Genomic DNA, 23874 nt, shown 5'->3' with positions numbered 1-23874 from the left:
TTATGAGTCACGCAGTTAATTCTTCACCTCTTTATGCCGCGATTGATTTAGGGTCGAACAGCTTCCACATGTTAGTAGTTCGACACATCGACGGTAGCATTCAAACGATGGCTAAGATAAAACGCAAGGTTCGCCTTGCTGCTGGATTGAATGACACCATGGCGTTAAGCCCAGAAGCCATGCAACGCGGATGGGATTGCCTTAGCCTCTTTGCTGAGAGGCTACAAGATATCCCGAAAGAGAATATCCGTATTGTTGGCACTGCAACGCTTAGAACGGCGACCAATGTCGATATTTTTCTCGATAAAGCCAATGACATTCTTGGCTATCCGATTCAGGTGATTTCAGGTGAAGAAGAAGCGGCAACGATATACAAAGGTGTGGCTCACACGTCTGGCGGAACAGGTCGTCGGCTTGTTGTTGATATTGGCGGTGCCAGTACCGAGCTAATCATCGGTGAAGGCTTCCAACCTAAAGCGTTAACCAGCTTAAAAATGGGCTGTGTTACTTGGCTTGAACGTCACTTTAAAGATCGCCAATTAAATAAGAAGAATTTTGACTGCGCGATCAGCGCAGCGAAAGACACGCTGGCACCTATTCTTGCGCAATACCAACAGATTGGTTGGGATACCTGTGTTGGCGCAAGTGGTACCGTACAAGCACTACAAGAGATTATGCTGGCGCAAGGGATGGACGAAGTCATCACGCATGCCAAGCTAAAACGCTTGCAAAAGCAAGCGATGCAAGCCGATCACTTAGAAGAGCTCGACATTGAAGGACTAACATTAGAGCGTGCTCTGGTGTTCCCAAGTGGATTATCCATACTCATCGCTATCTTTGAACTACTCGAACTGGAGTATATGACATTAGCTGGCGGTGCATTGCGTGAAGGTATGGTTTACGACATGGTGTCTGAACTTCAACAAGATGATATTCGAGCGCGTACCATTAGCAGTATGCAATCTCGCTGCCAACTTGACGTGACTTATGGTGAGCAGGTAGCAACAACGGCACTGCAACTTCTCAATGCCTGTGGTGGTGCCCGATGTATCCACGAACCGCACGGAGAAGCACTGCTCGCAACCGCAGCAAAATTGCATGAAATCGGCCTTACTCTCGATTTTAAAAAAGCAGGAGAACATGGTGCTTACTTACTTAAAAACATCGATCTCCCCGGCTATACACGAGCGCAAAAGCACTTTTTAGCCGAAGTGATCCGACGTTATAAAGATCAATTAAGTCCACTTCCACCTCAGCATGCAATTTCAGCAGAGAGTGCGACACGAGCGCTACGCTTACTGCGCCTCGCGGTGATTATAACCCATAGGCGACAACGCGATTTGCAACCCAATGTCACGCTAGAGAGTCATCAAGATCAACTCACACTTACACTCGATAAACAGTGGCTTGAAAGTAATCCACTAACCGCAGCGGAACTCGAAATCGAGTCGAATCGACAATCTGACTTAGGCTGGCCATTGTTCATCAAAGCCGTTTAACGCCTAAATTCGTCAATACCAACACATAAAAAAACCGAACTTTCGTTCGGTTTTTTTATGTCTACGCTTTAACCCCAGATATCTTAAATTCAGCATCATTGGCCGTCAGCTTCTTCACTAAGAAATTAAGTAACACTCCGTACATCGGCACAAATAACCCCAAACTAATGATTAACTTAAAACCATAGTCGACCAAAGCAATTTCGGTCCAGTGCTCTGCCATAAACGGATCAGGACTTTGATAAAAGGCAATCGCAAAGAACGCCAGCGTATCAAGCGCATTACCAAATAAGGTTGAACATGTCGGGGCAACCCACCACTGTTTCATTTGGCGCAGCCGGTTAAAAACATGGACATCCAATATTTGCCCTAGCAAATACGCCATAAAACTTGCCGCCGCAATTCGAGCCACAAACAAGTTGAACTCACTTAGCTGACCCACACCTTGAAATTGTCCTTCAAAAAAGAGTACCGATAATCCGTATGACACCGCTAGGGCCGGTAGCATCACCAAAAAGATAATTTTTCGTGCCATTCCTGCGCCAAAAATTCGAACGGTAAGATCAGTTGCAAGAAAAATAAACGGGAAGGTGAACGCACCCCAAGTCGTATGAAAACCAAAAACCGTGAATGGTAACTGGACTAGGTAGTTACTGGAAGCAATGATGACAAGGTGAAATAAAACGAGCAGCGTTAATGCTTTGCGCTGTTGCGCAGGGGAAAAATGATTCATATTGTACCTTTTTCGTTTTGCTTGGGGTGGAGGGAACCCAAGTGAGACAACGTCTCTAATGATAAAAATAAAATATCGATGTTTCCACCGATTCGCGGCGGGCGATTATACATTAATCAATTGAGGGTGCAATAGACGCAATAAAGGCAAACGTTTACTCAAAACAATACGCCAATTGATGCTCTAGATTTGCTAAAACCCCTGCTTAAACAGTTTGGCAAGAAAATCCAATTCTTCTATAGAACTCGTTTTATCTAACGCTTCAAACCACATAGATTCGCTGTAATGCTCGCCCTTGAGCAACAATCGACAGCCTTCAAAGTCAATGAGCCAAGTGTGAATATCAGCATCCCATTGCTTTTCTATCACTTGCGCAGACAAAGACTGTATAAGCATCTTCGCTAACTCGTCAAAGCTATCAAAATCAAACGAAGGCGTGATGATGAGCAGCTTACCCTGCTCTCGAATGTATCCACGTAAACCGAAATCAACCATGGTTGGTTAAGTGCTCCTGGATTAAGTCTAAAAATGGGTCTGCGTATTTATCTAATTTACGCTCACCCACGCCATTCACGGCCAGCATTTCGCCATACGAGGTGGGTAGAATTTCAGCCATATCAATCAAAGTCGCATCACTAAAGACCACATAAGGAGGCAAGCCATCCTCATCGGCAATAGACTTTCTTAACTTTCTTAACTTCGCAAACAGCTTCTTATCATAATGCTTCGACACCAACTTTTCAGATTTCGCACTTCTTGCCGCCGTATCCAGACGAGGAACCGCTAACTCTAATGGCATCTCACCACGCAGCACAGGGCGCGCTTCTTCCGTCAGTTGTAACGTCGAATTTCGAGTGATATTTTGATTAAGAAGGCCTTTATGAATCAATTGCCTAAAAATACTGACCCAATAATCGTGGCTATGATCGCGACCAATACCGTAAGTCGTTAATTTGTCATGCCCATGTTCTCTGACACGAATATTTGCCATGCCTCTTAGCACTTCAACCACGTAACCAATACCAAAGTTTTGATTCACTCGATAAACACACGACAATGCCTTTTGTGCTTGCTCGGTTGCATCAAAACGCTTAGGTGGGTCAAGACAGATATCACAGTTACCACACGGCTCCTCTCGATACTCACCGAAATAGTTGAGAAGTACTTGGCGTCGGCAAGTTTGCGCTTCCGCGAACGCGCTCATCGCATTCAACTTATGACTCTCAACTTGCTTTTGCGGCCCTTCATCTTTTTCATCTAACATTCGGCGAAGCCAGCCAATATCAGCAGGGTCATACAGCATCATCGCCTCTGCCGGCAATCCATCACGACCCGCTCGCCCCGTCTCTTGATAATAGGACTCAATATTTCTTGGAATATCAAAATGAACGACAAATCGCACGTTCGGCTTATTGATGCCCATACCAAATGCGACGGTCGCCACAACAATTTGGATATCATCACGCTGAAAAGCCTCTTGAACATAAGCACGTTCGTCGGCATCAATCCCGGCATGATAGCTCGCGGCACGGACGTGGTTATTGCACAGTTTTTCTGTCAACATTTCGACTTTTTTGCGGCTACCACAATAAATAATGCCACTGCCGCCTTTATTCTCAGCCAGAAAGCGAACGACTTGAGACACGGGCTTGTGTTTCTCCACCAGCGTGTAACGAATATTCGGCCGGTCGAAACTGCCGAGATACTCATGAGGGTCTTGAAGACTCAAGCGTTGAATTATGTCTTTGCGAGTTGCATCATCAGCAGTGGCCGTTAACGCAATCACAGGAACAAAAGGAAAGAGTTCTTTCAAACGCCCTAATGACGCATACTCAGGTCGAAAGTCATGGCCCCACTGCGAGATACAGTGCGCTTCGTCAACCGCAATCATAGACAGTTCGATATGATCCAAACGCTCGATAAAATCTCGCATAAGCACACGTTCAGGCGAAACATAGACCAACTTTGCCTGACCGGTATTCATTCGTCGATAGGTTTCAGTAAGCGCCTCTCGACTCATCGTCGAATTAATACATTCCGCAGCAACGCCATTGGCCTTAAGTTGGTCGACCTGATCTTTCATTAAGGAAATCAACGGTGAAATCACAATTGTGACACCGGAACGAACTAACGCAGGAATTTGATAACACAGGGATTTACCCGCTCCTGTTGGCATGATGACCAAGCCATCGGCGCCCGCGATCGCGTTATCAATCACTTCTTGTTGGCCAGGTCGAAAATCTTGATAGCCAAAAACCGACTCAAGGACAGACTGTGAACTTGGTAATGATTCGGGCTGTTCAGCAAGTAACACAGCAGTCATGCAATATCCTGACAATAAATGAAGGGCAAAAAGACGCTACATTGTAGAGGGGTTCAAGGGGGAATGAAACTGGAAATCACGTCGCCAATTAATTAACTGCCGCTTACCATTCATACAATAATTAGTCCCGCAGCCAACGAAGCGCTATACTAGCCAACTTCCTCTTTTTTGGCCAATTGGCTACGCTTCTGAGAATCACTGCATGTCCATAGAACAACAACGCGCTAAAGAAGGCATTTTACTTGCCGTCGGCGCCTACACCATGTGGGGCATTGCCCCTATCTACTTTAAAGCTTTGGGGGAAGTGTCACCCCTAGAGATATTAAGCCACCGTGTTCTTTGGTCGTTTTTTTTACTCGCCGGATTACTGCACTATAGTCGTCGTTGGCGCGGTGTACGCGATGTACTCAAATCCAAGCAAAAAATGGGCTTTTTGGTCACCACTTCGCTACTTGTGGGGACCAACTGGTTAATTTTTATTTGGGCAGTAAATTCAAATCACATGCTTGATGCAAGCCTTGGCTACTACATTAACCCTTTGCTTAACGTCATTCTTGGTATGCTATTTCTCGGAGAACGACTACGAAAACTACAGTGGTTTGCCGTTGGGCTTGCCACTATTGGTGTACTCATTCAGCTGTTTGTCTTCGGATCAGTACCGATTGTGGCCTTAGCGTTGGCGACCAGCTTTGGTTTCTACGGATTATTGCGAAAAAAAGTCAATTTGGACGCTCAAACCGGGCTTTTCATTGAGACCTTGGTATTGCTTCCTGTCGCTGCGATTTACCTAGCCATATTTGCTGATAGTGCCACTTCAAACCTTTTCAATAACAGCGTAAATTTAAACATACTGCTGATTTCCGCAGGTGTGATCACCACCTTACCTTTGCTGTGCTTTACTGGTGCTGCAACTCGCTTAAAACTGTCGACACTTGGATTCTTCCAATATATTGGTCCAAGTTTGATGTTCATGCTTGCGGTACTTATTTATGGTGAAGATTTCTCTACCGATAAGGCGCTCACATTCGCCTTTATCTGGGGCGCACTATTGGTTTTCAGTATTGATGGGCTTAAAAACGGCACTAAAAAAACAAAATAGTATTGGATTGTTAAACTATGAATGAAATTACCATCTTAATGACTTTGGCGACGGTACACTTTGTCGCCTTGATGAGCCCTGGACCAGACTTTGCGCTTGTGGTTCAAAACGCTACCAAGTATGGGCGACAAACCGGCTTCTATATTGCGCTAGGGCTCTCGTTCGGTATTTTAGTTCATTCCATTTTTAGCCTAACGGGCGTGAGCTACATTATTCATCAACATCCAGCGCTATTTGCCTTAGTGCAATGCGCAGGAGGGTTATACCTTTTATACTTAGGTGTTGGTGCTCTACGCTCTGTCATGTCACGCTGGTCTGCCGAAGATGAGCCAGACATAATCAAAACAAACGACCGCTTGCTACTTGCTAATCGTCGCCAAGCCTTTTCTCGCGGCTTCACTACTAATATCCTCAACCCGAAAGCGCTGGTCTTTTTTATTAGTCTAATGTCGAGCTTAGTTCCCGCGACTATGTCGATACCTGGCAAAATCAGCGCCCTATTTATTTTATGGGCCCTATCGTTAGCTTGGTTCTCATTCTTAGCTTGGGCATTATCCACTAAAAAGCTGCAGCAGCGCTTATTATCAGTCTCTATTTATATCGACTCACTGTGTGGGCTGCTGTTTTCTGGTATTGGACTCGCTATCTTGTACCAAGTCGCTATCGCATTCTAAGGTCACTATTACGCTTTTCGACATCCAACGTGTGCGAGATCTCTTACAAAGCAGTAGGTCATTATCACTTTAACTATCAAGCCTTCAACCCAGTACTATATTAAATCATTGATAAATAATGATTTTGTTGTTTTTTGCATTACTCTTCTATGGCGTATTTGCTTAATCAGGTAATTGTTCTACGTGTGAATTGGTTTAATATTATCTGTGTCGGAAGGATGCTGACACGGAACAGGAAACGCTCAGGGATTTGGGCATCTTCAGGAAGAAGTTACGGTTATTCAGGATGAATAGTCGGCAAGGAAAGCGAATTGGACATTGAATGGACGCAATAGTAACTAGGATGGTTACTACTAAGGAAAGACAATGGACACCTCTGGATGAGGAAAGGACTTAACATCAGGATGATGTCAGGGACACCGCTCAAGGAACAAGTGAAGCGCGCTAACGAGGATTGTTGGCAGGTCAGGATAAGACCAAGGACACCGCTAGGATGGCGATGAAAGGAATACGCTGAAGGAATACAGCACACTATCATGGATTAGATGCATGGAGCACCTATAGTAGCCGGATTGCTGCGAGTAAGACCATAACCCCGTAGGGCGCAAGCCCTCGGGGTTTTTCTTTGTCCAAAATACAATATTCTCGTAAACGTAAAATATTCTCGTAAACATAAGTTTGGGTGACATGGCTTTGAATGGGAATTCACGCCATCAGCGCAAAGGTAAATCAACGACATAAAAAAAGCAGCCATCGCTGCTTTTTTCGGGGGTTCGCTAAACGCTAAACCTAAAGTTGTTCTAGTTTAGCGTATTGCGTCACCAACCATTTTATCCCTTCCCCATTAAATGCGACTTGTACGCGGCTTTGCGGTCCACTTCCCTCAAAGTTGATGATGGTCCCCTCACCAAACTTAGGGTGTTTAACGCGTGCACCAAGATTAAACCCGGTCTCATTAAAGTTTTGCTTCACTTCTGCTTGGCTAAATCGCCCAGTACTAGTGGGTCGACTCACCTGAGCCTTCATTCTCACTTCTTCCAAACATGTCGGTGGCAGCTCGCGGATAAACCTTGAGGGCTTATGATATTTATCTTGCCCATACAAACGGCGCATTTCTGCGTAAGTAATATGCAGTTTCACCATAGCTCGAGTCATCCCGACATAACAAAGTCGACGCTCTTCCTCTAGGCGCCCAGCCTCTTCCGCTGACATCTGGCTTGGGAACATACCTTCTTCAACTCCGACCATAAAGACCATGGGGAACTCTAAGCCTTTTGCACTGTGCAAGGTCATGAGTTGTACGGCATCATCAAACTCATCGGCTTGTCCCTCTCCAGCCTCAAGCGCAGCGTGAGTGAGAAATGACGTAAGTAATGTCATATCATCAGCTTCTTCTGGTTTCTCATACTGCCTTGTTGCCGTTACCAACTCTTCCAAGTTCTCAATACGGGCTTTAGACTTTTCACCTTTTTCCTGCTCATACATTGCAAAAAGACCAGATGTTTTAATCACATGGTCCGTTTGTTCATGAAGCGGAAATTCTATCGTATCATCTTCTAATGCATTAATTAGCTCTACAAAACGCGATAAGGCCCCAGCAGCTCTACCCGCTAAGACTTTTTCATCCAACAAGGCCACACATGTGTCCCACATGGTTGCACCACGATCCCTTGCTGCGTATCGAATGGTTTCTAAGGTTTTGTCTCCGAGCCCACGGGTTGGCGTATTCACAATACGTTCAAAGGCGGCATCGTCATTACGGTTACCCATCAACCTTAAATAACTCAATGCATCTTTGATCTCTTGACGCTCGAAGAATCGCATTCCGCCATAAATTCGATACGGAAGTTGTGCTTGGATCAATGCTTCTTCTAATACTCGAGACTGTGCGTTATTACGATAGAGCATGGCGCAGTCACTTAAGCTGCCACCATTTTCTTGCCATTCTTTTATTTTACTGACGGTAAAACGGGCTTCATCAAGCTCATTGTAGGCAGAATAAACCGAAATTTTTTCGCCTTCATTACCATCAGTCCAAAGCTCTTTTCCCATACGTTCGGTGTTATTGGCAATGAGCTCATTCGCTGCTTCTAAGATTGTTTTCGTAGAACGATAATTTTGCTCCAAACGAACCGTCTTAGACCCCGGATATTCATCAAGAAACTTCTGAATGTTTTCAATCTTTGCACCACGCCAACCGTAAATTGATTGGTCGTCATCCCCAACTATCATCACTTTACAGTCCGGCCCTGCCATCATGCGGAGCCAAGCGTATTGGATGTTATTGGTATCTTGAAATTCATCCACCAAAATATGCTTAAAGCGAGCTTGATAATGCTCTCTAATGAATTTGTTATCTCGTAATAACTCGTGAGCACGAAGCAATATTTCAGCAAAATCCACCAGCCCAGCTCGATCGCACGCTTCCTGATACGCGGTATAGATTTGCAGGTAGGTTTTCGTCACTGGGTCTTGATAACTATCAATGTGTGAAGGCCTTAGTCCTTCATCCTTTTTGCCGTTAATCCACCAGGCGGCTTGTCTGGCTGGCCATTGCTTTTCATCAAGATTCTGAGCTTTAATCAGGCGTCTAAGCAAGCGCTGTTGATCATCAGAGTCAATAATCTGAAAGTCTTCTTGCAGCTTTGCGTCCAAGTAATGCGCGCGCAGGATTCTATGGCAGATACCATGAAAAGTACCATTCCACATACCGGATGCGCTGCCCATCATTAACTCTTCGATTCGACCTCGCATTTCAGCGGCAGCTTTGTTAGTAAAAGTTACCGACATGATAGAGAACGGAGACGCTGCCTCGACCGACATCAACCAAGCAATACGATGCACCAGAACGCGTGTTTTACCACTGCCGGCACCAGCGAGTATTAAAAGGTGTTCAAGAGGGGCGGCAACAGCTTCACGCTGTTTATCATTTAGGCCGTCAAGAAGAAGAGAAGGGTCCATGGGCATCGCTACTGGTTATTTATACATATCGTTTGATTATAACTCAAACAACTCTCTGTTTGAGAAAAAAAACCAATTTTACCTCATGACAAAAACTGCTTAATAATCAGTGAAGTGAAATAACATTTAACATTTTATTAAATAATTTAGCATTTCTTTGAAAGATTTTTGCTCGCTCTCCTATCCTATTGATTAAGCAAGTTGGCAAATAACCACTTGTGAACATAATTACAAGGATCAAGTCTAGAGGAACTTACTATGAAATCATCTAATCTCGCTATCACCGCTGCTGTTACAGGTCTTATCGCTCTTGGTGGCACTATGCTCACTTCAGCTCCAGCGGTGGCTGCTGAAAAAGAAAAGTGTTATGGCGTGTCGAAAGCTGGGAAAAATGACTGTGCCACGAAAACGAGCTCATGCGCAGGTACAGCAAAAGAAGATAATCAAACCGATGCCTTTGTTGTGTTACCTAAAGGCCTTTGCGGTAAGTTGGCTGGCGGCAGTACAGAATCTGCATAATCACGCCTTTGCTAAATCAGCGGCGTGTTTTACTCCGCTGTTAGAGTACCGCCGTTTGGTCGGTGGGCTCTTAAGTTTTATCCAAGAAGGGTGTCAGTTGAACGCCCTTTTTGTTTTCTACAGGTTATGCACATCTAGGCATTGATCAAGGAGATCGAAATGGATCGACACTCGGCATTCAAATGGGTCGGTGTGGGATTACGACACCCACACTTAGACTATTTCCAGCAACACCGCAATGCATCGAGTTGGCTCGAGATTCACAGTGAAAACTATTTCATCACCACATCCCTCGCACGACAGCAGCTAAGAGCGATCAGACAACACACCGAAATCAGCTGTCACGGTATTGGCTTGTCATTAGGCTCTGTCAGTAAGGTTAATAAACACCACTTATCATTGTTGGTGAATCTGGTTAAAGAGATACAGCCCACCATGGTCTCTGATCATTTAAGCTGGAGTGAACATGGTGGTCACCACTTTAATGACCTCTTACCACTGCCTTACACAGAAGAAGCACTTGACGTATTTTGTCGCAATGTTCTCCAAGTTCAAGATGCTTTGCAACGCCCACTACTCATAGAGAACCCTTCAAGTTATCTTCAATTTGAGCACTCCATCATTCCTGAATGGGAATTCCTCGCACAGGTGCAAGCGCGCACAGACTGTCGCTTATTGCTCGACCTTAATAATGTTCACGTCTCATGTTCTAACCATCGGTACGACCCAAAGCAATATCTGTCAGCAATAAAAGCGAGTACTGTCGATGAAATCCACCTTGCTGGATTCACGAAGAAACAGCTTGATCAGGGTGAGATTTGGATAGATACCCATAGTGCTCGCGTCAGTGAAGACGTCTGGCAACTCTATCGCAGTTGGGTAACACGTCACGGACCCGTTCCAACACTCATCGAGTGGGATCTTGATATTCCAGAACCTAAGGTATTATTAGAAGAGGCCGATAAGGCGATCCACTTACTGCAGGGTATAGCTATGCAGCCAAAGAGGAGTGCATAATTATGATGACGCTAGCTGACATACAACAACAGTTTTCTCATGCGTTACTTAATCCCGCATCCACTCAACGGGTCGGCATCATTAGTGATCACTTCTCAGCACAAGAACGGATTCAGATCTATCGCAATAACTTCATTATCAGCCTAAGCGAAGTGTTACAGGCTGCCTACCCAATAACATTTGCGCTCGTTGGCGAGGAATGTTTCGGTGCAATTGCGAAATTTCACATTACTCAACACCCACCCGAATCAGGGAATACTCTCGATTATGGTGCAGGATTTGAACAATCCGTCGCACAACTTGAACACATCACCAGCGCCGTTCCTTACCTACTTGATGTGATGAACTTCGAGTGGAAAATTGATCAAGCCAGTCGATTTGAGGTGCCCGTATCCCCCGAGAAATCGCAACCCATTATTAGGCTTGCAAATGTCCCACAAGAACAGCACGGTGACATTCAGCTTCACCTTAACCCCAGTAGCCAAATCATATCATCTCAGTATGCATTGATTGATCTTAAGCAGGCAGTAGAAAACAACCATTATGAACAGCTCAATCTTGAGCATTCGCAAACTATCTTATTGCAGGGAAGTACCACTCAGCCGCTTACATTAACGGAAATTGACGCGCCCCTTAGCAAACTTATTACGCAACTCAAGTTAGCGTCGCCCCTTAAATCCCTGCCACCAGAACAGCTAGCTTTAATACCTACATTGCTGTCTATGGACATAGTCACGGGTTTTAGCATCAACGATGGCGAAGCAACTAACCTAAAGGAGTAACACGATGACAAACGGACTCGCAAACTTGCTCAAGACGTATGATTCAACCCTAGAAACCTTTCAAAAAGGCTTCATCCCGTTGCTGCTACTTTTTTGTCGAATTTGGGTCGCATGGGTATTCTTTAATTCCGGTCTAACGAAAATCGCTTCTTGGGATAGTACATTATATCTCTTTGAATATGAGTACCACGTTCCGCTCATACCATGGCAGTTAGCCGCTTATATGGGTACCGCCGCAGAGCTCGTACTGCCGGTATTTTTAGCATTTGGTTTACTGTGTCGACCAATGGCACTAATCCTGTTTATTTTTAATATTACTGCTGTTATTTCTTATCCGGTACTTTGGGAGCAAGGGTTTTATGACCATCAACTCTGGGGGCTAATGATACTAATCGTTGTCGTTTGGGGACCTGGTCCACTGTCCATCGATAAAATAGTGCGTAACAGTATTCAATAGGTTGACTTGAATATTTACCTATTCAACAAGTGCTTATTCAACAAACACCAATAAACGCCAAACACAAAAAAGCCCTGTCGATTACGCAACAGGGCTTTTTATTTGGAAACTAGATTATTTGTTTGCTAAAAAAGCCTGTAGCTCTTCAACAGAAATACCTTGGTCTGCTAATTCTTTTGCCAAAGATTGAACCTGTTCACCTTTGCGCGACTCTATCACTCTTTGAAATTGATAAACGATATCTTTAAGCATGTGAATAGGCACTTGTTTTGCAGCGCTACGGATGCGCTCTTCACTTTGATTGCCAAGTTCGGTCAGTAATTTACCGAACATGATTTTTTCTGGAGACTCTTCCATTTGCTCAAGAATGCGAGCCATTTCGTAAGTAGTCAAAGACATGCTTTATCGATCCAGTTAATAATAGAAAGGGATATACCTTCAAATATACACCTGTTTACTCGATAGGAAAACTAAATCGTTTTCAAATTAACCGTTTTTTACTAATTGCTAATATTTACTATCTGATGCCACGCTTTTCCTGAGCGGCTACGCAATATAAATAGAGCGGGAAGGACCAGCCACATTAAAAAAGCAATCATATACTGAGGTTCTAAACCTGTTCGCTGCATCGTCCCTACAAGCAAACCTGAGCCGCTCATCTGAAATAATCCTAATAGAGCCGCTGCGGTCCCTGCTTTATCGCCAAATGGCGCCAACGCTTTACCTGCTGCAGCGCCCAAAATGAACGCAAAACCAATGGAACCGAGAATAACGGGCAGCATAAACGAGATAGGCGTATTAAGAGACGCACCTAAAGCCATCAGTGCACCAGCAACCAACAGTACAAGGATGCCACATTGCAACGTTTTATGAGTACCCAGCTTATCCATAAACTTCGGTGCTAACATACAAGCCGCAATATTAAAGACCGCATTGAGCCCAAACCAAAACGTAAACTCGGACATACTTAGTCCCATGTTCTCCATCAGGAGTACCGGGGCCGATGTGACATACGCCAAAATGACACCCATCGCCAGCAGACATAACGTTGCATGAAAAACAAACGTCGGGGTACGCAGCACATCAACATAACGAGACAATGCGAAATACCGAGCGTTTTGCTGCTTGGGATTGGTCTCTTTCATATTAAGTACAACCATTAGTCCCACCACTAGTGCAAATCCGGCCATAAAACTAAAATTAGCGCGCCAGCCAAACTGATGGGTCAAGTAGCTACCTAAAATTGGGGCGAGAGCCGGTATAAAACAAATAGCCCCATTTAGGTAGCTAATCATCTTGCCGCTTTTTTCTGGTCCATAAAGGTCGCGAACGGTTGCAAAGGCTGCTACCGATGTGGCGCAAGCACCCAAGCCTTGTAACAACCTAGCAGTCAGCATCCAGTCAATCGACTGAGCGGCCCACGCCAAGCAAGCGCTCAATCCATAGATACTGATACCGCACAATGCAACCGTCCGACGTCCGAGCTTATCCGCAAGTGGCCCAGCAAATAGCTGCCCAACCCCCATCGCAAATAAAAACCATGTGATCGTGTCTTGAGCAAGAGTATGGTTGACCTGGAACGCGGCCGATATTTGCGGCAATGCGGGCAGATAAATATCAATAGCCAGAGGACTAAAGAAAACCAACATAACTAAGGCCGCAATTTGTATCTTTGATATACGCTGTTCCACGTGAAACTTCTCTTCTCAATTTTGATTGCCGCATCATAGCGGCAATATGATATGAACAGAAATGGTTTATACTCATTAGTATTATTCCCGTATGGAATTTCATTTCATGAATTTGGAAGCACTCAACAAAATCGATCTTAACTTACTGTTATGCTTAAGCGTGTTGCTAGAAGAGCGTAATGTTACTCGCGCGGCTAACCGATTATGTGTAAGCCAGTCAGCGGTCAGTAAATCACTGGCTAAGCTACGTTTGCTGTTCAATGATCCGCTATTCACTCGCCAAGCTCATGGATTAACGCCAACCCCTAAAGCCATGTACTTAAAACCTAAGCTTGATGCTCTGGTCAGTCACTTACAAGCGATCACCCACCCACCAGAGTTTTCCCCAACAAGCAGTGAATATCGTTTTCACATTGCAGCAGTAGAAAGTGTTTACCCACTTATCATGCCTCATTTTTTACCCGCAATTTTCAGCCAAGGACCCAACCTAAGTATCAGCACGCATGCGTGGAACGAGCGCACCTTTGAACAGATGCAAAAAGGAGAATTAGACTTAGGTATTACTGGTAAAGATATTGATATTCGCGATGCGATTCGCACCATGTATCCTCCAGAAGATATCCGCGAGCTAGAAGTATACCGCGATAATCAGATGTGTTTAGTCCGCGCTAACCACCCCATACTATCCAAGCCTTGGAACCTTGACGCCTATTTGTCGTTACGACACGTACAGGTACGTTGTGATGGTAGTGACCGTTGGTTATTAGATTATCGCCTCTCAGACATGGGGAAAGAGAGAGATGTTGCGATTACGGTGCCTGACTTCAATAATGCAGCGGCGTTATGTTCATATACTGATTTTATCTTTACTGCCCCCCGTCACTTTGTTCATCTGGTCGCAGACCAATTGGGGTTAGTGATATTACCTTTACCATTAGAATTTCCCCCAATGGCCTATACATTATTCTGGCATAAAGAGCGTGACACAGACCCTGCTCTGAATTGGCTCATCGATATCATAAAGCAGAAAACACTCCACCTTCGTTAACGCTTGGCTACATTCAATGTCAATCTTATTGCACCGTAAAAGCGGTGCTCTAAAAATCGAAAACAATGTCTGCTACATAATGGATTGTAACTGCTCATTAAAAGCGCTAGCTTATAGGCAAATAACAGTAGGCCGAGCTCACTCGCCCAATAGAAGGAATTACCGATGCAATCTTTCACATCCCAACGAGTTAATGCGCTTCAAGCATGGCTTGAGACTAATCAACTCGATGCTTTTATCGTCGCTCATGAAGATGAGTACTTGGGTGAGTACGTACCTGAACACAATGAGCGCTTACACTGGCTAACCGGCTTTACCGGCTCAGCTGGCGCAGCAATCATTACCAAGGACCGCGCAGTCATATTTGTTGATGGTCGTTATACGGTCCAAGTCACTAAGCAAGTCTCGGCTGAAACGTTTGAGTATTGCCACTTGATTGACACCCCACCAGTTTCTTGGCTACTGGAGCACCTCCCGGCGGGTTCTAAAGTAGGGATTGACCCACGCATGCACCGCGGCAACTGGTATCACAGTGCACAAAGTCAACTTGCAGGTCAAATTCAACTTATTGCTTGTGACACTAACCCTATAGATCTTCACTGGACTGATCGCCCTACTCCTCAGCTTAGTGAAGTGATGCTAATGTCTCTAGATTATGTTGGCCAATCTAGCTTAGACAAGCGACGCGAACTCAGCCTGAGTTTAAATCAGTCTGGCGCGACAGCCGCTGTTATCACTGAGTTGGATTCCATTTGCTGGCTGTTGAACATTCGAGGTCTTGATGTCTCTCGTCTACCGGTTCTTCTATCACATGCGATTCTTTTTAATGATGGTAGCGTGAAGTTCTTTATTGATTCAGCACGTATCACCGACCGCCAGTTATTTGACCAACACGTCGGCGCAAACGTCACCGTTCATGCTCCAGGTTCTTTGTCTAACGAACTCGCTGCATTAGCAGGAAAAGTCGTGTCACTAGATTCAGGAACCAGTAATGCCTGGTTCCAACTTGAACTCGAACGTGTTGGCGCTATTGTGCTTCCCCTTGCCGATCCATGCTTGTTACCGAAAGCAGCAAAAAACCGTGTTGAGATGGCAGGCATGAAAGCAAGCCATATCCGAGATGGTGTGGCGATGGTCAAGTTCCTTTCCTGGCTGGATAAACAAGTTGAAGACAACGCCACGCACGATGAAGGCTCTTTGTCCGACAAACTAGAATCATTCCGTCGAGAGGACGCTTCCCTTGTCGACCTGAGTTTTGACACAATTTCAGCATCAGGTGGTAACGCTGCAATGTGTCACTACAATCACATGAATCAAGAACACCCCGGGGCGCTAATTAATGACAGCCTATATTTGGTTGATTCAGGTGGTCAATACCCTGACGGTACTACTGATATCACACGTACGATTGCAATCGGTCAACCAAGCGATGAAATGAAGCATCAATTTACTCTCGTACTCAAAGGTCATATTGGACTCGCTTCGGCATTATTCCCGAAAGGTACTTGTGGGCACCAGCTTGATATTCTGGCTCGACAACACCTATGGGCAAAAGGCTTTGATTACGATCATGGTACCGGACATGGCGTGGGTCACTTCCTAAGTGTGCATGAAGGGCCGCAACGTATTTCAAAAGTCGTCAATAACACTGCTCTCGTACCAGGAATGGTATTATCTAATGAGCCTGGTTATTACCGTGCTGACGCCTTTGGAATTCGAATCGAGAATCTAGAGTTAGTCGTTGAGAAAGCAACACAAGGTGACCTAACCATGCTTGGGTTTGAATCGTTGACACGCTGCCCAATCGACAAGCGCAACATTGCGCTAAACCAATTAAGCGAGTCTGAGATTCGCTGGCTTAACCAATATCACCAAACCGTTTTTGATGATGTTTCGCCGTTAGTGACTGGCGAAACACTTGAATGGTTACGTGAAGCATGCTTACCAATTAGTTGCTAATTGGCTTACTAAACAAAAAGAGCTGCAATTGCAGCTCTTTTTGTTTCACGTGAAACAAGGGCATCTACGCGTTAAGTTACTATTACTTTAACCAGAATAGGACTGATGCCAATCTTTCCATACCGGCTCCATCGCTCGCTGCTTCACTGATAACGCGACGTCTTCAGCACTACGTTCATCGCTTATTTCGAACTGCTCCAACTCTTGTGCATCATTCGCATATCCACCAGGTTGCGTTTTAGACGCTGCACTAATACTGGTGATCCCCAGCGGATAGACATTGTCACGAAACTCAGGAGACTCACGGGTCGAAAGCGATAACTCTACTTCATTATTGAATAAACGATAGGCGCAAATAAGTTGCACCAACTGCTTATCTGACATGACGGACTTGGGTTGTACCGCCCCTTCACAAGGTCTAAGCCTAGGAAAAGAAATTGAGTAGCGCGTTTTCCAATAACGTTTTTCGAGGTATTGGAGATGTGCGGCAACGTAAAAGCAGTCCGTCCGCCATTCCTCTAACCCTATCAACGAGCCAATTCCTATTTTATCAACACCAGCTTGAGCTAATCGATCAGGGGTATCCAACCGATAATCAAAGTCCATTTTGTTACCTCGAAGGTGATGCTCAGCGTAAGTACGACGATTATACGTTTCCTGATACACCATCACCGCATCAAGTCCTAACGACTTGAGTTCCTTATATTCATCAGTATCCAACGGCTGAACCTCCATCGCTAAATAACTGAAGTGCTGTTTGATAGATGGTAACACCTGGCGGAAATACTGCATTCCGACTTTGGTTTCATGCTCTCCTGTTACTAGGAGTACACTATCAAATCCCATCGTTTTGATTACGGCGGACTCGTCTTGTATTTCATCAATCGACAACGTTTTGCGCTTAATTCGGTTCTCCATTGAAAAGCCACAATACGTACAAGCATTCGCACACAAGTTCGACAAATAAAGGGGAATGTACATCCCCATAGTGTGGCCAAACCGTTTACGAGTCAGAGCATAAGACTGTTGAGCCATTTGCTCCAAATAAGGTTCAGCCGCTGGCGATATTAACGCGGCGAAATCATCAAGATTGAGCCGAGTTTTTGTCAAGGCTCGCTCTACATCTGCGGCAGTCTTGCTATAGATCGATAATCGAATATCGTCCCAGTCATATTTTGCATGCTCAGTAACGAAGCTCATCGTCGCCTCCTAATTACTGCCAAGAAATGACGTAAGTGGACTAGACGCGACGGCATGATTAACCGTACCGGCCAAACCACTTTCATACGCCAGTCGACCAGATTCAACCGCAAGTTTAAACGCCTTCGCCATTGCTGCTGGGTTCGCAGCCGAAGCAATAGCGGTATTAACCAGAACAGCATCGGCGCCAAGCTCCATTGCCAGTGCCGCATGAGAAGGTGCGCCAATTCCAGCATCAACGACAACAGGAACATTCGCTTGCTCAATAATAATCTCTAAGAAATCCTGTGTGACCAAACCTTTGTTGCTACCAATAGGCGCGCCTAGTGGCATGACCGCCGCACAACCTACCTCTTCCAATCGCTTACAAAGCGTTGGATCTGCTGGGCAATAAGGCAAAACAATAAAGCCATCCTTGACCAATTGTTCCGCGGCTATCAGTGTTTCAATTGGGTCTGGCAGCAAATACTTAGGGTCAGGATGAATTTCTAATTTTAACCAATTGGTACCCAAGGCTTCCCTTGCTAAATGAGCTGCAAATACCGCATCTTTGGCATTCTTTGCGCCTGATGTATTCGGCAGTAGGTTTACCCCACGCTCTATAAGAGGACGAAGAATGTCGTCATCTTGGGTGTCTAAGTCGACACGTTTAAGTGCCATAGTCGATAACTCAGAACCACTTTCAATAATGGCATTTACCATCAGTGATTTATCGGCGAATTTCCCTGTTCCTGTGAATAAGCGAGACGAGAAATTTTTTCCTGCAATCGTTAACATGTTAGCCCCCGGCAATGGCTTGAAATACGTTGATGTTCATTTGTGATGTCAGCGCGAAAGACGCCCAGGTGGTTCGTGGAATAATATTGTCATCAATCGCTACTGCGCAACCAAGTGTGTCGATCGCGAGCGCATCGAGAACATCCTGCAGTGTCGCGGTCGTTTCCACCTCCATTGATGACCCATTAACTTGTATCGTAATCATGATATGGACTCCTTTTGACCAGACGCGCAAACCTTGCATTCTGGGTCATGATGTAATTTTAGTGATTGCCATTGACCATTTAATCCATTAAACATCTTAAGCGTTGGCGACACACTTTGAATTCTTCCACTAGCAATTTTGATCGCTTCAAGTGCGGAGTAGATGCCAATCATTCCAACTACGGGGCCTACAACGCCACTACTTGAACAGTCTGTTGGCGATGACATATCATCGAAAGGATAGAGACAACGATAACAAGGTATTGAAGGTTGGCTAACAAAGCTGAATACGGTCAACTGACCATTCCAGCCAATTGCCGCACCTGATACCAAATTGGTTTTGGTCTCATAACACGCATGATTGATTGCATGGCGTGTTGCCAAATTATCACTGCAATCGATGACAACATCAGCCAATGACACTTCAAGCTTCAACTGATTACCAGTAAGAAAGGTGTTTATCGTTCTTATTGAAACATCTTCGTTTCGCTCCAATAATTGCTGTTTTAATGCCGCAACTTTAGGGGTGCCAACATCTTCCTCTCGGTATGCAATCTGACGAGGCAGATTAGAACGCTCAACAATATCTTGATCTGCAATCACTAGTCGCCCAATACCTGCACCGGCAAGATACAGTGAGGCGGCGGTCCCTAACCCACCACATCCAATCACTAAGACATGGCTAGATAGTAGGTTTTCTTGCCCTCGCTCCGCTATCTCAGGTACGCTGATCTGCCGAACATAGCGTTGAAATTGGTTATCTAGCACCATTAATGTCTCCTCATTATGCCGGAGAATTTATCGATCACAGTTGGTATATCGTCGGCCTGCGTGATCGCCCTTACGACGGCTAAACTCGACACCCCACAATTCCACACTGGTTGCGCTGTATTAAGATCGATGCCACCGATCGCGACGGTTGGGTATCCAATTGAATCGCCGTAATTGATAGTGTCGATGAGTTTCTGGTACAAGGCTAAACGAACAAGTCCCTGTGGACGTGAAGGCATATCTTTTGTGGTTGTTGGGAAAATATGACCAAGTGCAATATAGCTAGGATTAATTTGGACAATTCTCAATAACTCATAGTAACCGTGGGTTGAAAGACCAAGTCGAATACCCGCGTTTGCGATCGTTCTGAGGTCAGCGGTTTCTATATCCTCCTGTCCAAGATGAACACCATAGGCTTGATACTTAAGTGCAAGTTGCCAGTAATCATTAATAAACACTTGCGCGTTATATTGGTTTCCTAATTCAATCGCCTGTTTGACCTTAGATTCTAAGTTCACATCATCTGGGTTCTTAATTCTCAACTGTATCGTTTTGATACCAAGTTCAAGCAACGTTCTGATCCAATCAACGCTGTCTACGACGGGATAAAGACCGAGGCTCGCCTTGCTCATTGTTGAAAACGCAGTTGTACTCGCCTTGACCGCCCAACCCACTTGTATATCGAGTCGTTCATCTTCGATCACTGGTGTGGGAAAGTGTTGACTCAAATAAGGCCATGTTTCACGTGAAACGTCCCCAGCACGAGCCAAAACCAACGCGTCTTCGACAGGAAAGTCGAGCAGCAATGAAACAACAAACCATGAAAAATGGTAACCCATCTCTTGAATAGCTGAAGCACTAGTAAGTGCTCGGTTGGAACCACTATTGCACGACCACACGTCCATCGACCGTTGATCATCTATTACATTTAAATAGATTCGAGTATTTATAGCTACATAGCGCTCTCTCGATAGTTCAGCTTTGGCCTTCTGATGTTGATAAAACAACACGTAATCAACATCATCAGTAAACTCTGAAGCAAACAGATCCGTCGCAACAACCGTTGTGCTGAGATTATCTCCAACAAGCTCTACATGAGTAGTTGTGCTAGTCCCTACTGAGATTGATGAAGTATCAAAGCCTGCTTGTTTTGCAATCCCTAAAATCGATTGTAAATGGTTGCCAATATCGAGGTAGTTAGCCGGCAATAGTATTTTCAAAGGGTACTCCTATAGTATTTTATTCAGTCACAGCTGGATGGTAGAGCTCTGCCCCAGAAGCGAGAAATTCTTCTGACTTCTGGCGCATCCCCTCTAAAGGATCTTCTATAAGTTTGATGTTTATATCACCTTGAGATTCTAAGCCTTTGGCATACTCTCTGACTTCCTGTGAAATCTTCATTGAGCAAAACTTAGGTCCACACATCGAACAAAAGTGAGCGACTTTCCCAGACTCTTGAGGCAAGGTTTCATCGTGGTATTGGCGGGCAGTATCAGGGTCAAGCGCGAGATTAAACTGATCTTCCCAGCGGAATTCAAATCGAGCTTTCGATAAGGCATTATCTCGAATTTGTGCGCCAGGGTGACCTTTAGCAAGATCCGCCGCATGAGCAGCAAGCTTATAAGTAATAAGCCCTGTCTTAACATCTTCTTTATTGGGTAGCCCTAAATGCTCTTTAGGCGTGACATAACAAAGCATGGCGCAGCCATACCAGCCGATCATCGCGGCACCTATACCAGACGTAATATGGTCATATCCAGGTGCGATGTCGGTTGTCAAAGGACCTAATGTATAAAATGGCGCTTCGTGACAGTGCTCTAGCTGCTCTTCCATGTTTTCTTTGATCATGTGCATTGGAACATGACCAGGACCTTCAATAATAACCTGAACGTCATAGTCCCAAGCAATTTTGGTCAACTCACCCAATGTGCGTAATTCAGCAAACTGTGCTTCATCGTTCGCATCAGCGATAGAGCCTGGTCGTAACCCATCCCCCAAAGACAACGCAACATCATACTTAGCACAAATCTCACATATCTCTTTAAAGTTAGTGTAAAGGAAGCTTTCTGTATGATGCGCTAAACACCACTTAGCGATAATAGAGCCACCTCGTGAGACGATACCCGTAACGCGTTTTGCTGTCATCGGTACATAACGGAGTAGCAGTCCTGCATGAATCGTAAAGTAGTCGACACCTTGCTCTGCCTGCTCAATTAGCGTGTCTCTCATCACTTCCCATGTTAGGTCTTCGGCAATGCCATTCACCTTTTCTAACGCTTGATACATAGGGACAGTACCAATTGGGACCGGGCTATTACGCAGGATCCATTCACGAGTTTCATGAATGTTACGCCCTGTAGACAAATCCATTACGGTATCGCCGCCCCATCGTGTGCTCCAGACGAGCTTTTCAACTTCTTCTTCTATCGACGATGACACCGATGAATTACCAATATTGGCATTAACTTTAACCAAAAAGTTTCGGCCAATAATCATAGGCTCAGATTCAGGGTGATTGATATTTGATGGGATGATCGCTCGACCCTCAGCCACCTCTTTACGAACAAACTCTGGAGTGATTTCTTTTGGTAGGTTTGCACCAAAACTTTGTCCTGGATGCTGCTGAGTCAACATTTGATCGGCGATTTTCTGGCGCCCCATGTTTTCTCTGATTGCAATGTACTCCATTTCAGGAGTGATCACTCCTTGACGAGCATAATGCAGCTGAGTGACGCACTCGCCATCCTTAGCTCGGCGTATACGAGGTAGTTGCCCATAGCGAAGATCATTGAGGGTTTCATCATTCAAGCGCTCCTGAGCAAAGTCAGATGTAACCCCGGACAGAACTTCGGTATCGCTTCTTTCATCTATCCACTGCTCTCTAAGCTTTGGTAGACCAGAATAAAGGTCAATCGTGTAGTTGGGATCCGTATATACACCCGAGGTATCATAAACGTTTATTGCGTCATTTTTTTCAAAAACAGGGTTAGATTTAGAGCCACCAACAAGGCTGTCGGCAAGATGAATCGTTCGCATTGGAACTTGTATATCTTCACGCGAACCCTGAATATAAGTCTTTTCAGAGTTGGGATACGGTGTTACCGACAGGGTGTCGATAAATTGTTTAGCTTCCAGTCTGGTTTGTTTACGAGTCGACATAGCATTTCCTTTATTATCGTATAAGAAAGATAAATGCTTGACGGATATGTGAACACAAGAGGTATCAACAGCAGTAATGCGAGTAGAAAATCAACACGCACGACATGATAAAGAGGAAAATTCCATTCTTTTCTCCTGTTCCCTTCGCAGGTATTAGCCTGATCAGGTTCAACGGATCCCGAATAAACGGTCTCAGCCCAAAAGGGCACTCCGACAAGTATTGCGACAATAATAAACGAAATTCAGTTAGAACGCTAATGAGCAAATGTTAGATTAATCAAGTTTTCATTAATAACTGAAAACCTATCCACGCAGCTGTAATGCTCAGAGATACATTCAAAAGTACATTTAAACCCATTTTGAAAAAAGCCCCTTGCTGCATTAGCAAAACATTGTCCATTGAGAATGTAGAGAATGTGGTTAATGCCCCTAAAAACCCTAATCCAATAACTTGACGCCACGGCTCAGTGACCACGAGTTCCGCTTCGAATGCGGCGATCAACAAACCCATAATGAAGGATCCGACAACATTAACTGTCAAAGTCCCGTACGGGAACCCTCTCCCTAAAAGTACAACACAAAGTTCAGAAATTAGATATCGAGAGCAAGCACCAAAAGCTCCTCCTAAAGCGATATATCCCAAAATTGCAAATTGTCCCATAACTCCCTCACTAGAAAATGTAACCGATACTGCAATAATATACGAAGAAAGAGTTATTACGACATTAGTATTAAAAATTAGTCATTATAATGAGCAATAGCTTTAGTGAAATAACCTCACAGATTTCAAACGTTACATATGTCACTTCTGGTGATATTTACGGTTACGAACTAGACTGGCATCACAGATCGAGTATATAGCCAGTTAAAGTCGTCAATATAATATCCAAAGCACCTAGCACGCTCTTTAACATCGACAACCCTAATAACTAATGTTCGGTATCCCCCAATTAACAGATCTGCTATCAAAAATAAGGTCGCCACTGTTGCTCATTTACTCT

Annotated in this window: 22 protein-coding genes and 1 riboswitch; of the genes, 9 read left to right on the top strand and 13 right to left on the bottom strand. The window is 44.7% G+C overall.

The window, feature by feature from the left end; all coding sequences use genetic code 11:
* Positions 1-2: 2 nt before the first annotated feature.
* A complete protein-coding gene (gene gppA / locus M9196_RS22120; protein ID WP_250619669.1) occupies positions 3-1499 on the top strand; it encodes a guanosine-5'-triphosphate,3'-diphosphate diphosphatase in 1497 nt (498 codons plus the stop codon).
* Between the two features lie 61 nt (positions 1500-1560).
* Here the strand turns inward: gppA and M9196_RS22115 are convergent, their stop codons facing one another.
* The 3 genes from M9196_RS22115 to recQ form a co-directional block, all read right to left on the bottom strand.
* Positions 1561-2232 carry a 7-cyano-7-deazaguanine/7-aminomethyl-7-deazaguanine transporter gene (locus M9196_RS22115; protein WP_250619668.1) on the bottom strand — a complete coding sequence of 224 codons (672 nt, stop codon included), beginning with the start codon at positions 2230-2232 and terminating at the stop codon, positions 1561-1563.
* Positions 2233-2424: 192 nt separating this feature from the next.
* On the bottom strand, positions 2425-2727 hold the full coding sequence (locus tag M9196_RS22110; protein WP_250619667.1) for a DUF3630 family protein: 303 nt from the start codon (positions 2725-2727) through the stop codon (positions 2425-2427).
* Positions 2720-4555 carry an ATP-dependent DNA helicase RecQ gene (gene recQ / locus M9196_RS22105; protein WP_250619666.1) on the bottom strand — a complete coding sequence of 612 codons (1836 nt, stop codon included), beginning with the start codon at positions 4553-4555 and terminating at the stop codon, positions 2720-2722. Before recQ ends, M9196_RS22110 begins: the two co-directional genes overlap by 8 nt.
* A gap of 202 nt (positions 4556-4757) precedes the next feature.
* Here recQ and rarD point away from each other — a divergent pair, with 202 nt between their 5' ends.
* Together rarD and M9196_RS22095 are read left to right on the top strand one after the other, a co-directional pair.
* Positions 4758-5654 (top strand): EamA family transporter RarD, encoded by an 897-nt coding sequence (gene rarD, locus M9196_RS22100; protein ID WP_250619665.1) that lies wholly within the window; start codon positions 4758-4760, stop codon positions 5652-5654.
* A 17-nt stretch (positions 5655-5671) separates the two neighbouring features.
* The gene (locus M9196_RS22095) at positions 5672-6328 is read left to right on the top strand and encodes a LysE family translocator (protein ID WP_250619664.1); all 657 of its coding nucleotides are present in this window, start codon (positions 5672-5674) and stop codon (positions 6326-6328) included.
* Positions 6329-7117: 789 nt separating this feature from the next.
* Here M9196_RS22095 and uvrD read toward each other — a convergent pair.
* Positions 7118-9289, bottom strand: coding sequence for a DNA helicase II (gene uvrD, locus M9196_RS22090; protein ID WP_250619663.1), 2172 nt, complete (start codon positions 9287-9289; stop codon positions 7118-7120).
* 258 nt (positions 9290-9547) lie between these two features.
* On the opposite strand from uvrD, the gene M9196_RS22085 reads away from it, so the two are divergent.
* The 4 genes from M9196_RS22085 to M9196_RS22070 all read left to right on the top strand — a co-directional run bounded on the left by M9196_RS22085 (position 9548) and on the right by M9196_RS22070 (position 12064).
* The gene (locus M9196_RS22085) at positions 9548-9808 is read left to right on the top strand and encodes a BufA1 family periplasmic bufferin-type metallophore (protein ID WP_250619662.1); all 261 of its coding nucleotides are present in this window, start codon (positions 9548-9550) and stop codon (positions 9806-9808) included.
* 159 nt (positions 9809-9967) lie between these two features.
* Positions 9968-10825, top strand: a complete 858-nt coding sequence (gene bufB, locus M9196_RS22080; protein WP_250619661.1) for an MNIO family bufferin maturase — start codon at positions 9968-9970, stop codon at positions 10823-10825.
* 2 nt (positions 10826-10827) lie between these two features.
* Positions 10828-11607: an HvfC/BufC N-terminal domain-containing protein gene (locus M9196_RS22075; protein WP_250619660.1), complete on the top strand. Its 780-nt coding sequence runs from the start codon at positions 10828-10830 to the stop codon at positions 11605-11607.
* A 4-nt stretch (positions 11608-11611) separates the two neighbouring features.
* Complete coding sequence (locus M9196_RS22070) at positions 11612-12064, top strand: DoxX family protein (RefSeq protein WP_250619659.1); 453 nt, start codon at positions 11612-11614, stop codon at positions 12062-12064.
* A gap of 114 nt (positions 12065-12178) precedes the next feature.
* Here M9196_RS22070 and tsrA read toward each other — a convergent pair whose 3' ends face one another.
* The gene (gene tsrA, locus M9196_RS22065; protein ID WP_250619658.1) at positions 12179-12463 is read right to left on the bottom strand and encodes an H-NS-like global regulator TsrA; all 285 of its coding nucleotides are present in this window, start codon (positions 12461-12463) and stop codon (positions 12179-12181) included.
* Between the two features lie 101 nt (positions 12464-12564).
* A complete protein-coding gene (locus tag M9196_RS22060; RefSeq protein ID WP_319946380.1) occupies positions 12565-13755 on the bottom strand; it encodes a multidrug effflux MFS transporter in 1191 nt (396 codons plus the stop codon).
* A gap of 106 nt (positions 13756-13861) precedes the next feature.
* On the opposite strand from M9196_RS22060, the gene M9196_RS22055 reads away from it, so the two are divergent.
* Positions 13862-14803 carry a LysR family transcriptional regulator gene (locus M9196_RS22055; RefSeq protein WP_250619657.1) on the top strand — a complete coding sequence of 314 codons (942 nt, stop codon included), beginning with the start codon at positions 13862-13864 and terminating at the stop codon, positions 14801-14803.
* Positions 14804-14968: 165 nt separating this feature from the next.
* Positions 14969-16762, top strand: a complete 1794-nt coding sequence (locus M9196_RS22050; RefSeq protein ID WP_250619656.1) for an aminopeptidase P family protein — start codon at positions 14969-14971, stop codon at positions 16760-16762.
* Positions 16763-16849: 87 nt separating this feature from the next.
* On the opposite strand, the gene thiH is transcribed toward M9196_RS22050, so the two are convergent.
* The 7 genes from thiH to crcB form a co-directional block, all read right to left on the bottom strand.
* The gene (thiH, locus tag M9196_RS22045; RefSeq protein WP_250619655.1) at positions 16850-17962 is read right to left on the bottom strand and encodes a 2-iminoacetate synthase ThiH; all 1113 of its coding nucleotides are present in this window, start codon (positions 17960-17962) and stop codon (positions 16850-16852) included.
* Positions 17963-17971: 9 nt separating this feature from the next.
* Positions 17972-18739, bottom strand: a complete 768-nt coding sequence (locus M9196_RS22040) for a thiazole synthase (protein WP_250619654.1) — start codon at positions 18737-18739, stop codon at positions 17972-17974.
* A gap of 1 nt (position 18740) precedes the next feature.
* On the bottom strand, positions 18741-18944 hold the full coding sequence (gene thiS / locus M9196_RS22035; RefSeq protein ID WP_250619653.1) for a sulfur carrier protein ThiS: 204 nt from the start codon (positions 18942-18944) through the stop codon (positions 18741-18743).
* Positions 18941-19714, bottom strand: coding sequence for a HesA/MoeB/ThiF family protein (locus M9196_RS22030; protein ID WP_250619652.1), 774 nt, complete (start codon positions 19712-19714; stop codon positions 18941-18943). The genes thiS and M9196_RS22030 overlap by 4 nt, the downstream gene beginning before the upstream one ends.
* The gene (locus tag M9196_RS22025) at positions 19714-20934 is read right to left on the bottom strand and encodes a thiamine phosphate synthase (RefSeq protein WP_250619651.1); all 1221 of its coding nucleotides are present in this window, start codon (positions 20932-20934) and stop codon (positions 19714-19716) included. The genes M9196_RS22030 and M9196_RS22025 overlap by 1 nt, the downstream gene beginning before the upstream one ends.
* A 19-nt stretch (positions 20935-20953) precedes the next feature.
* Positions 20954-22873 (bottom strand): phosphomethylpyrimidine synthase ThiC, encoded by a 1920-nt coding sequence (gene thiC / locus M9196_RS22020; protein ID WP_250619650.1) that lies wholly within the window; start codon positions 22871-22873, stop codon positions 20954-20956.
* A gap of 122 nt (positions 22874-22995) precedes the next feature.
* A riboswitch (TPP riboswitch) is annotated at positions 22996-23096 on the bottom strand.
* Between the two features lie 54 nt (positions 23097-23150).
* Entirely contained in the window at positions 23151-23534 is a 384-nt protein-coding gene (gene crcB, locus M9196_RS22015) for a fluoride efflux transporter CrcB (RefSeq protein ID WP_250619649.1), read from the bottom strand.
* Between the last annotated feature and the right edge of the window lie 340 nt (positions 23535-23874).

The organism is Vibrio methylphosphonaticus, assembly GCF_023634655.1.
GTDB classification, from domain to species: Bacteria; Pseudomonadota; Gammaproteobacteria; order Enterobacterales; family Vibrionaceae; genus Vibrio; species Vibrio methylphosphonaticus.
This window is presented reverse-complemented; position numbering and strand designations above follow the sequence as displayed.

Bases quoted from the DNA above. Each gene is read 5' to 3' on its own strand.
- gppA (WP_250619669.1), top strand. From the start codon at position 3: ATGAGTCACGCAGTTAATTCTTCACCTCTTTATGCCGCGATTGATTTA.
- M9196_RS22115 (WP_250619668.1), bottom strand. From the start codon at position 2,232: ATGAATCATTTTTCCCCTGCGCAACAGCGCAAAGCATTAACGCTGCTC.
- M9196_RS22110 (WP_250619667.1), bottom strand. From the start codon at position 2,727: ATGGTTGATTTCGGTTTACGTGGATACATTCGAGAGCAGGGTAAGCTG.
- recQ (WP_250619666.1), bottom strand. From the start codon at position 4,555: ATGACTGCTGTGTTACTTGCTGAACAGCCCGAATCATTACCAAGTTCA.
- rarD (WP_250619665.1), top strand. From the start codon at position 4,758: ATGTCCATAGAACAACAACGCGCTAAAGAAGGCATTTTACTTGCCGTC.
- M9196_RS22095 (WP_250619664.1), top strand. From the start codon at position 5,672: ATGAATGAAATTACCATCTTAATGACTTTGGCGACGGTACACTTTGTC.
- uvrD (WP_250619663.1), bottom strand. From the start codon at position 9,289: ATGGACCCTTCTCTTCTTCTTGACGGCCTAAATGATAAACAGCGTGAA.
- M9196_RS22085 (WP_250619662.1), top strand. From the start codon at position 9,548: ATGAAATCATCTAATCTCGCTATCACCGCTGCTGTTACAGGTCTTATC.
- bufB (WP_250619661.1), top strand. From the start codon at position 9,968: ATGGATCGACACTCGGCATTCAAATGGGTCGGTGTGGGATTACGACAC.
- M9196_RS22075 (WP_250619660.1), top strand. From the start codon at position 10,828: ATGATGACGCTAGCTGACATACAACAACAGTTTTCTCATGCGTTACTT.
- M9196_RS22070 (WP_250619659.1), top strand. From the start codon at position 11,612: ATGACAAACGGACTCGCAAACTTGCTCAAGACGTATGATTCAACCCTA.
- tsrA (WP_250619658.1), bottom strand. From the start codon at position 12,463: ATGTCTTTGACTACTTACGAAATGGCTCGCATTCTTGAGCAAATGGAA.
- M9196_RS22055 (WP_250619657.1), top strand. From the start codon at position 13,862: ATGAATTTGGAAGCACTCAACAAAATCGATCTTAACTTACTGTTATGC.
- M9196_RS22050 (WP_250619656.1), top strand. From the start codon at position 14,969: ATGCAATCTTTCACATCCCAACGAGTTAATGCGCTTCAAGCATGGCTT.
- thiH (WP_250619655.1), bottom strand. From the start codon at position 17,962: ATGAGCTTCGTTACTGAGCATGCAAAATATGACTGGGACGATATTCGA.
- M9196_RS22040 (WP_250619654.1), bottom strand. From the start codon at position 18,739: ATGTTAACGATTGCAGGAAAAAATTTCTCGTCTCGCTTATTCACAGGA.
- thiS (WP_250619653.1), bottom strand. From the start codon at position 18,944: ATGATTACGATACAAGTTAATGGGTCATCAATGGAGGTGGAAACGACC.
- M9196_RS22030 (WP_250619652.1), bottom strand. From the start codon at position 19,714: ATGGTGCTAGATAACCAATTTCAACGCTATGTTCGGCAGATCAGCGTA.
- thiC (WP_250619650.1), bottom strand. From the start codon at position 22,873: ATGTCGACTCGTAAACAAACCAGACTGGAAGCTAAACAATTTATCGAC.
- crcB (WP_250619649.1), bottom strand. From the start codon at position 23,534: ATGGGACAATTTGCAATTTTGGGATATATCGCTTTAGGAGGAGCTTTT.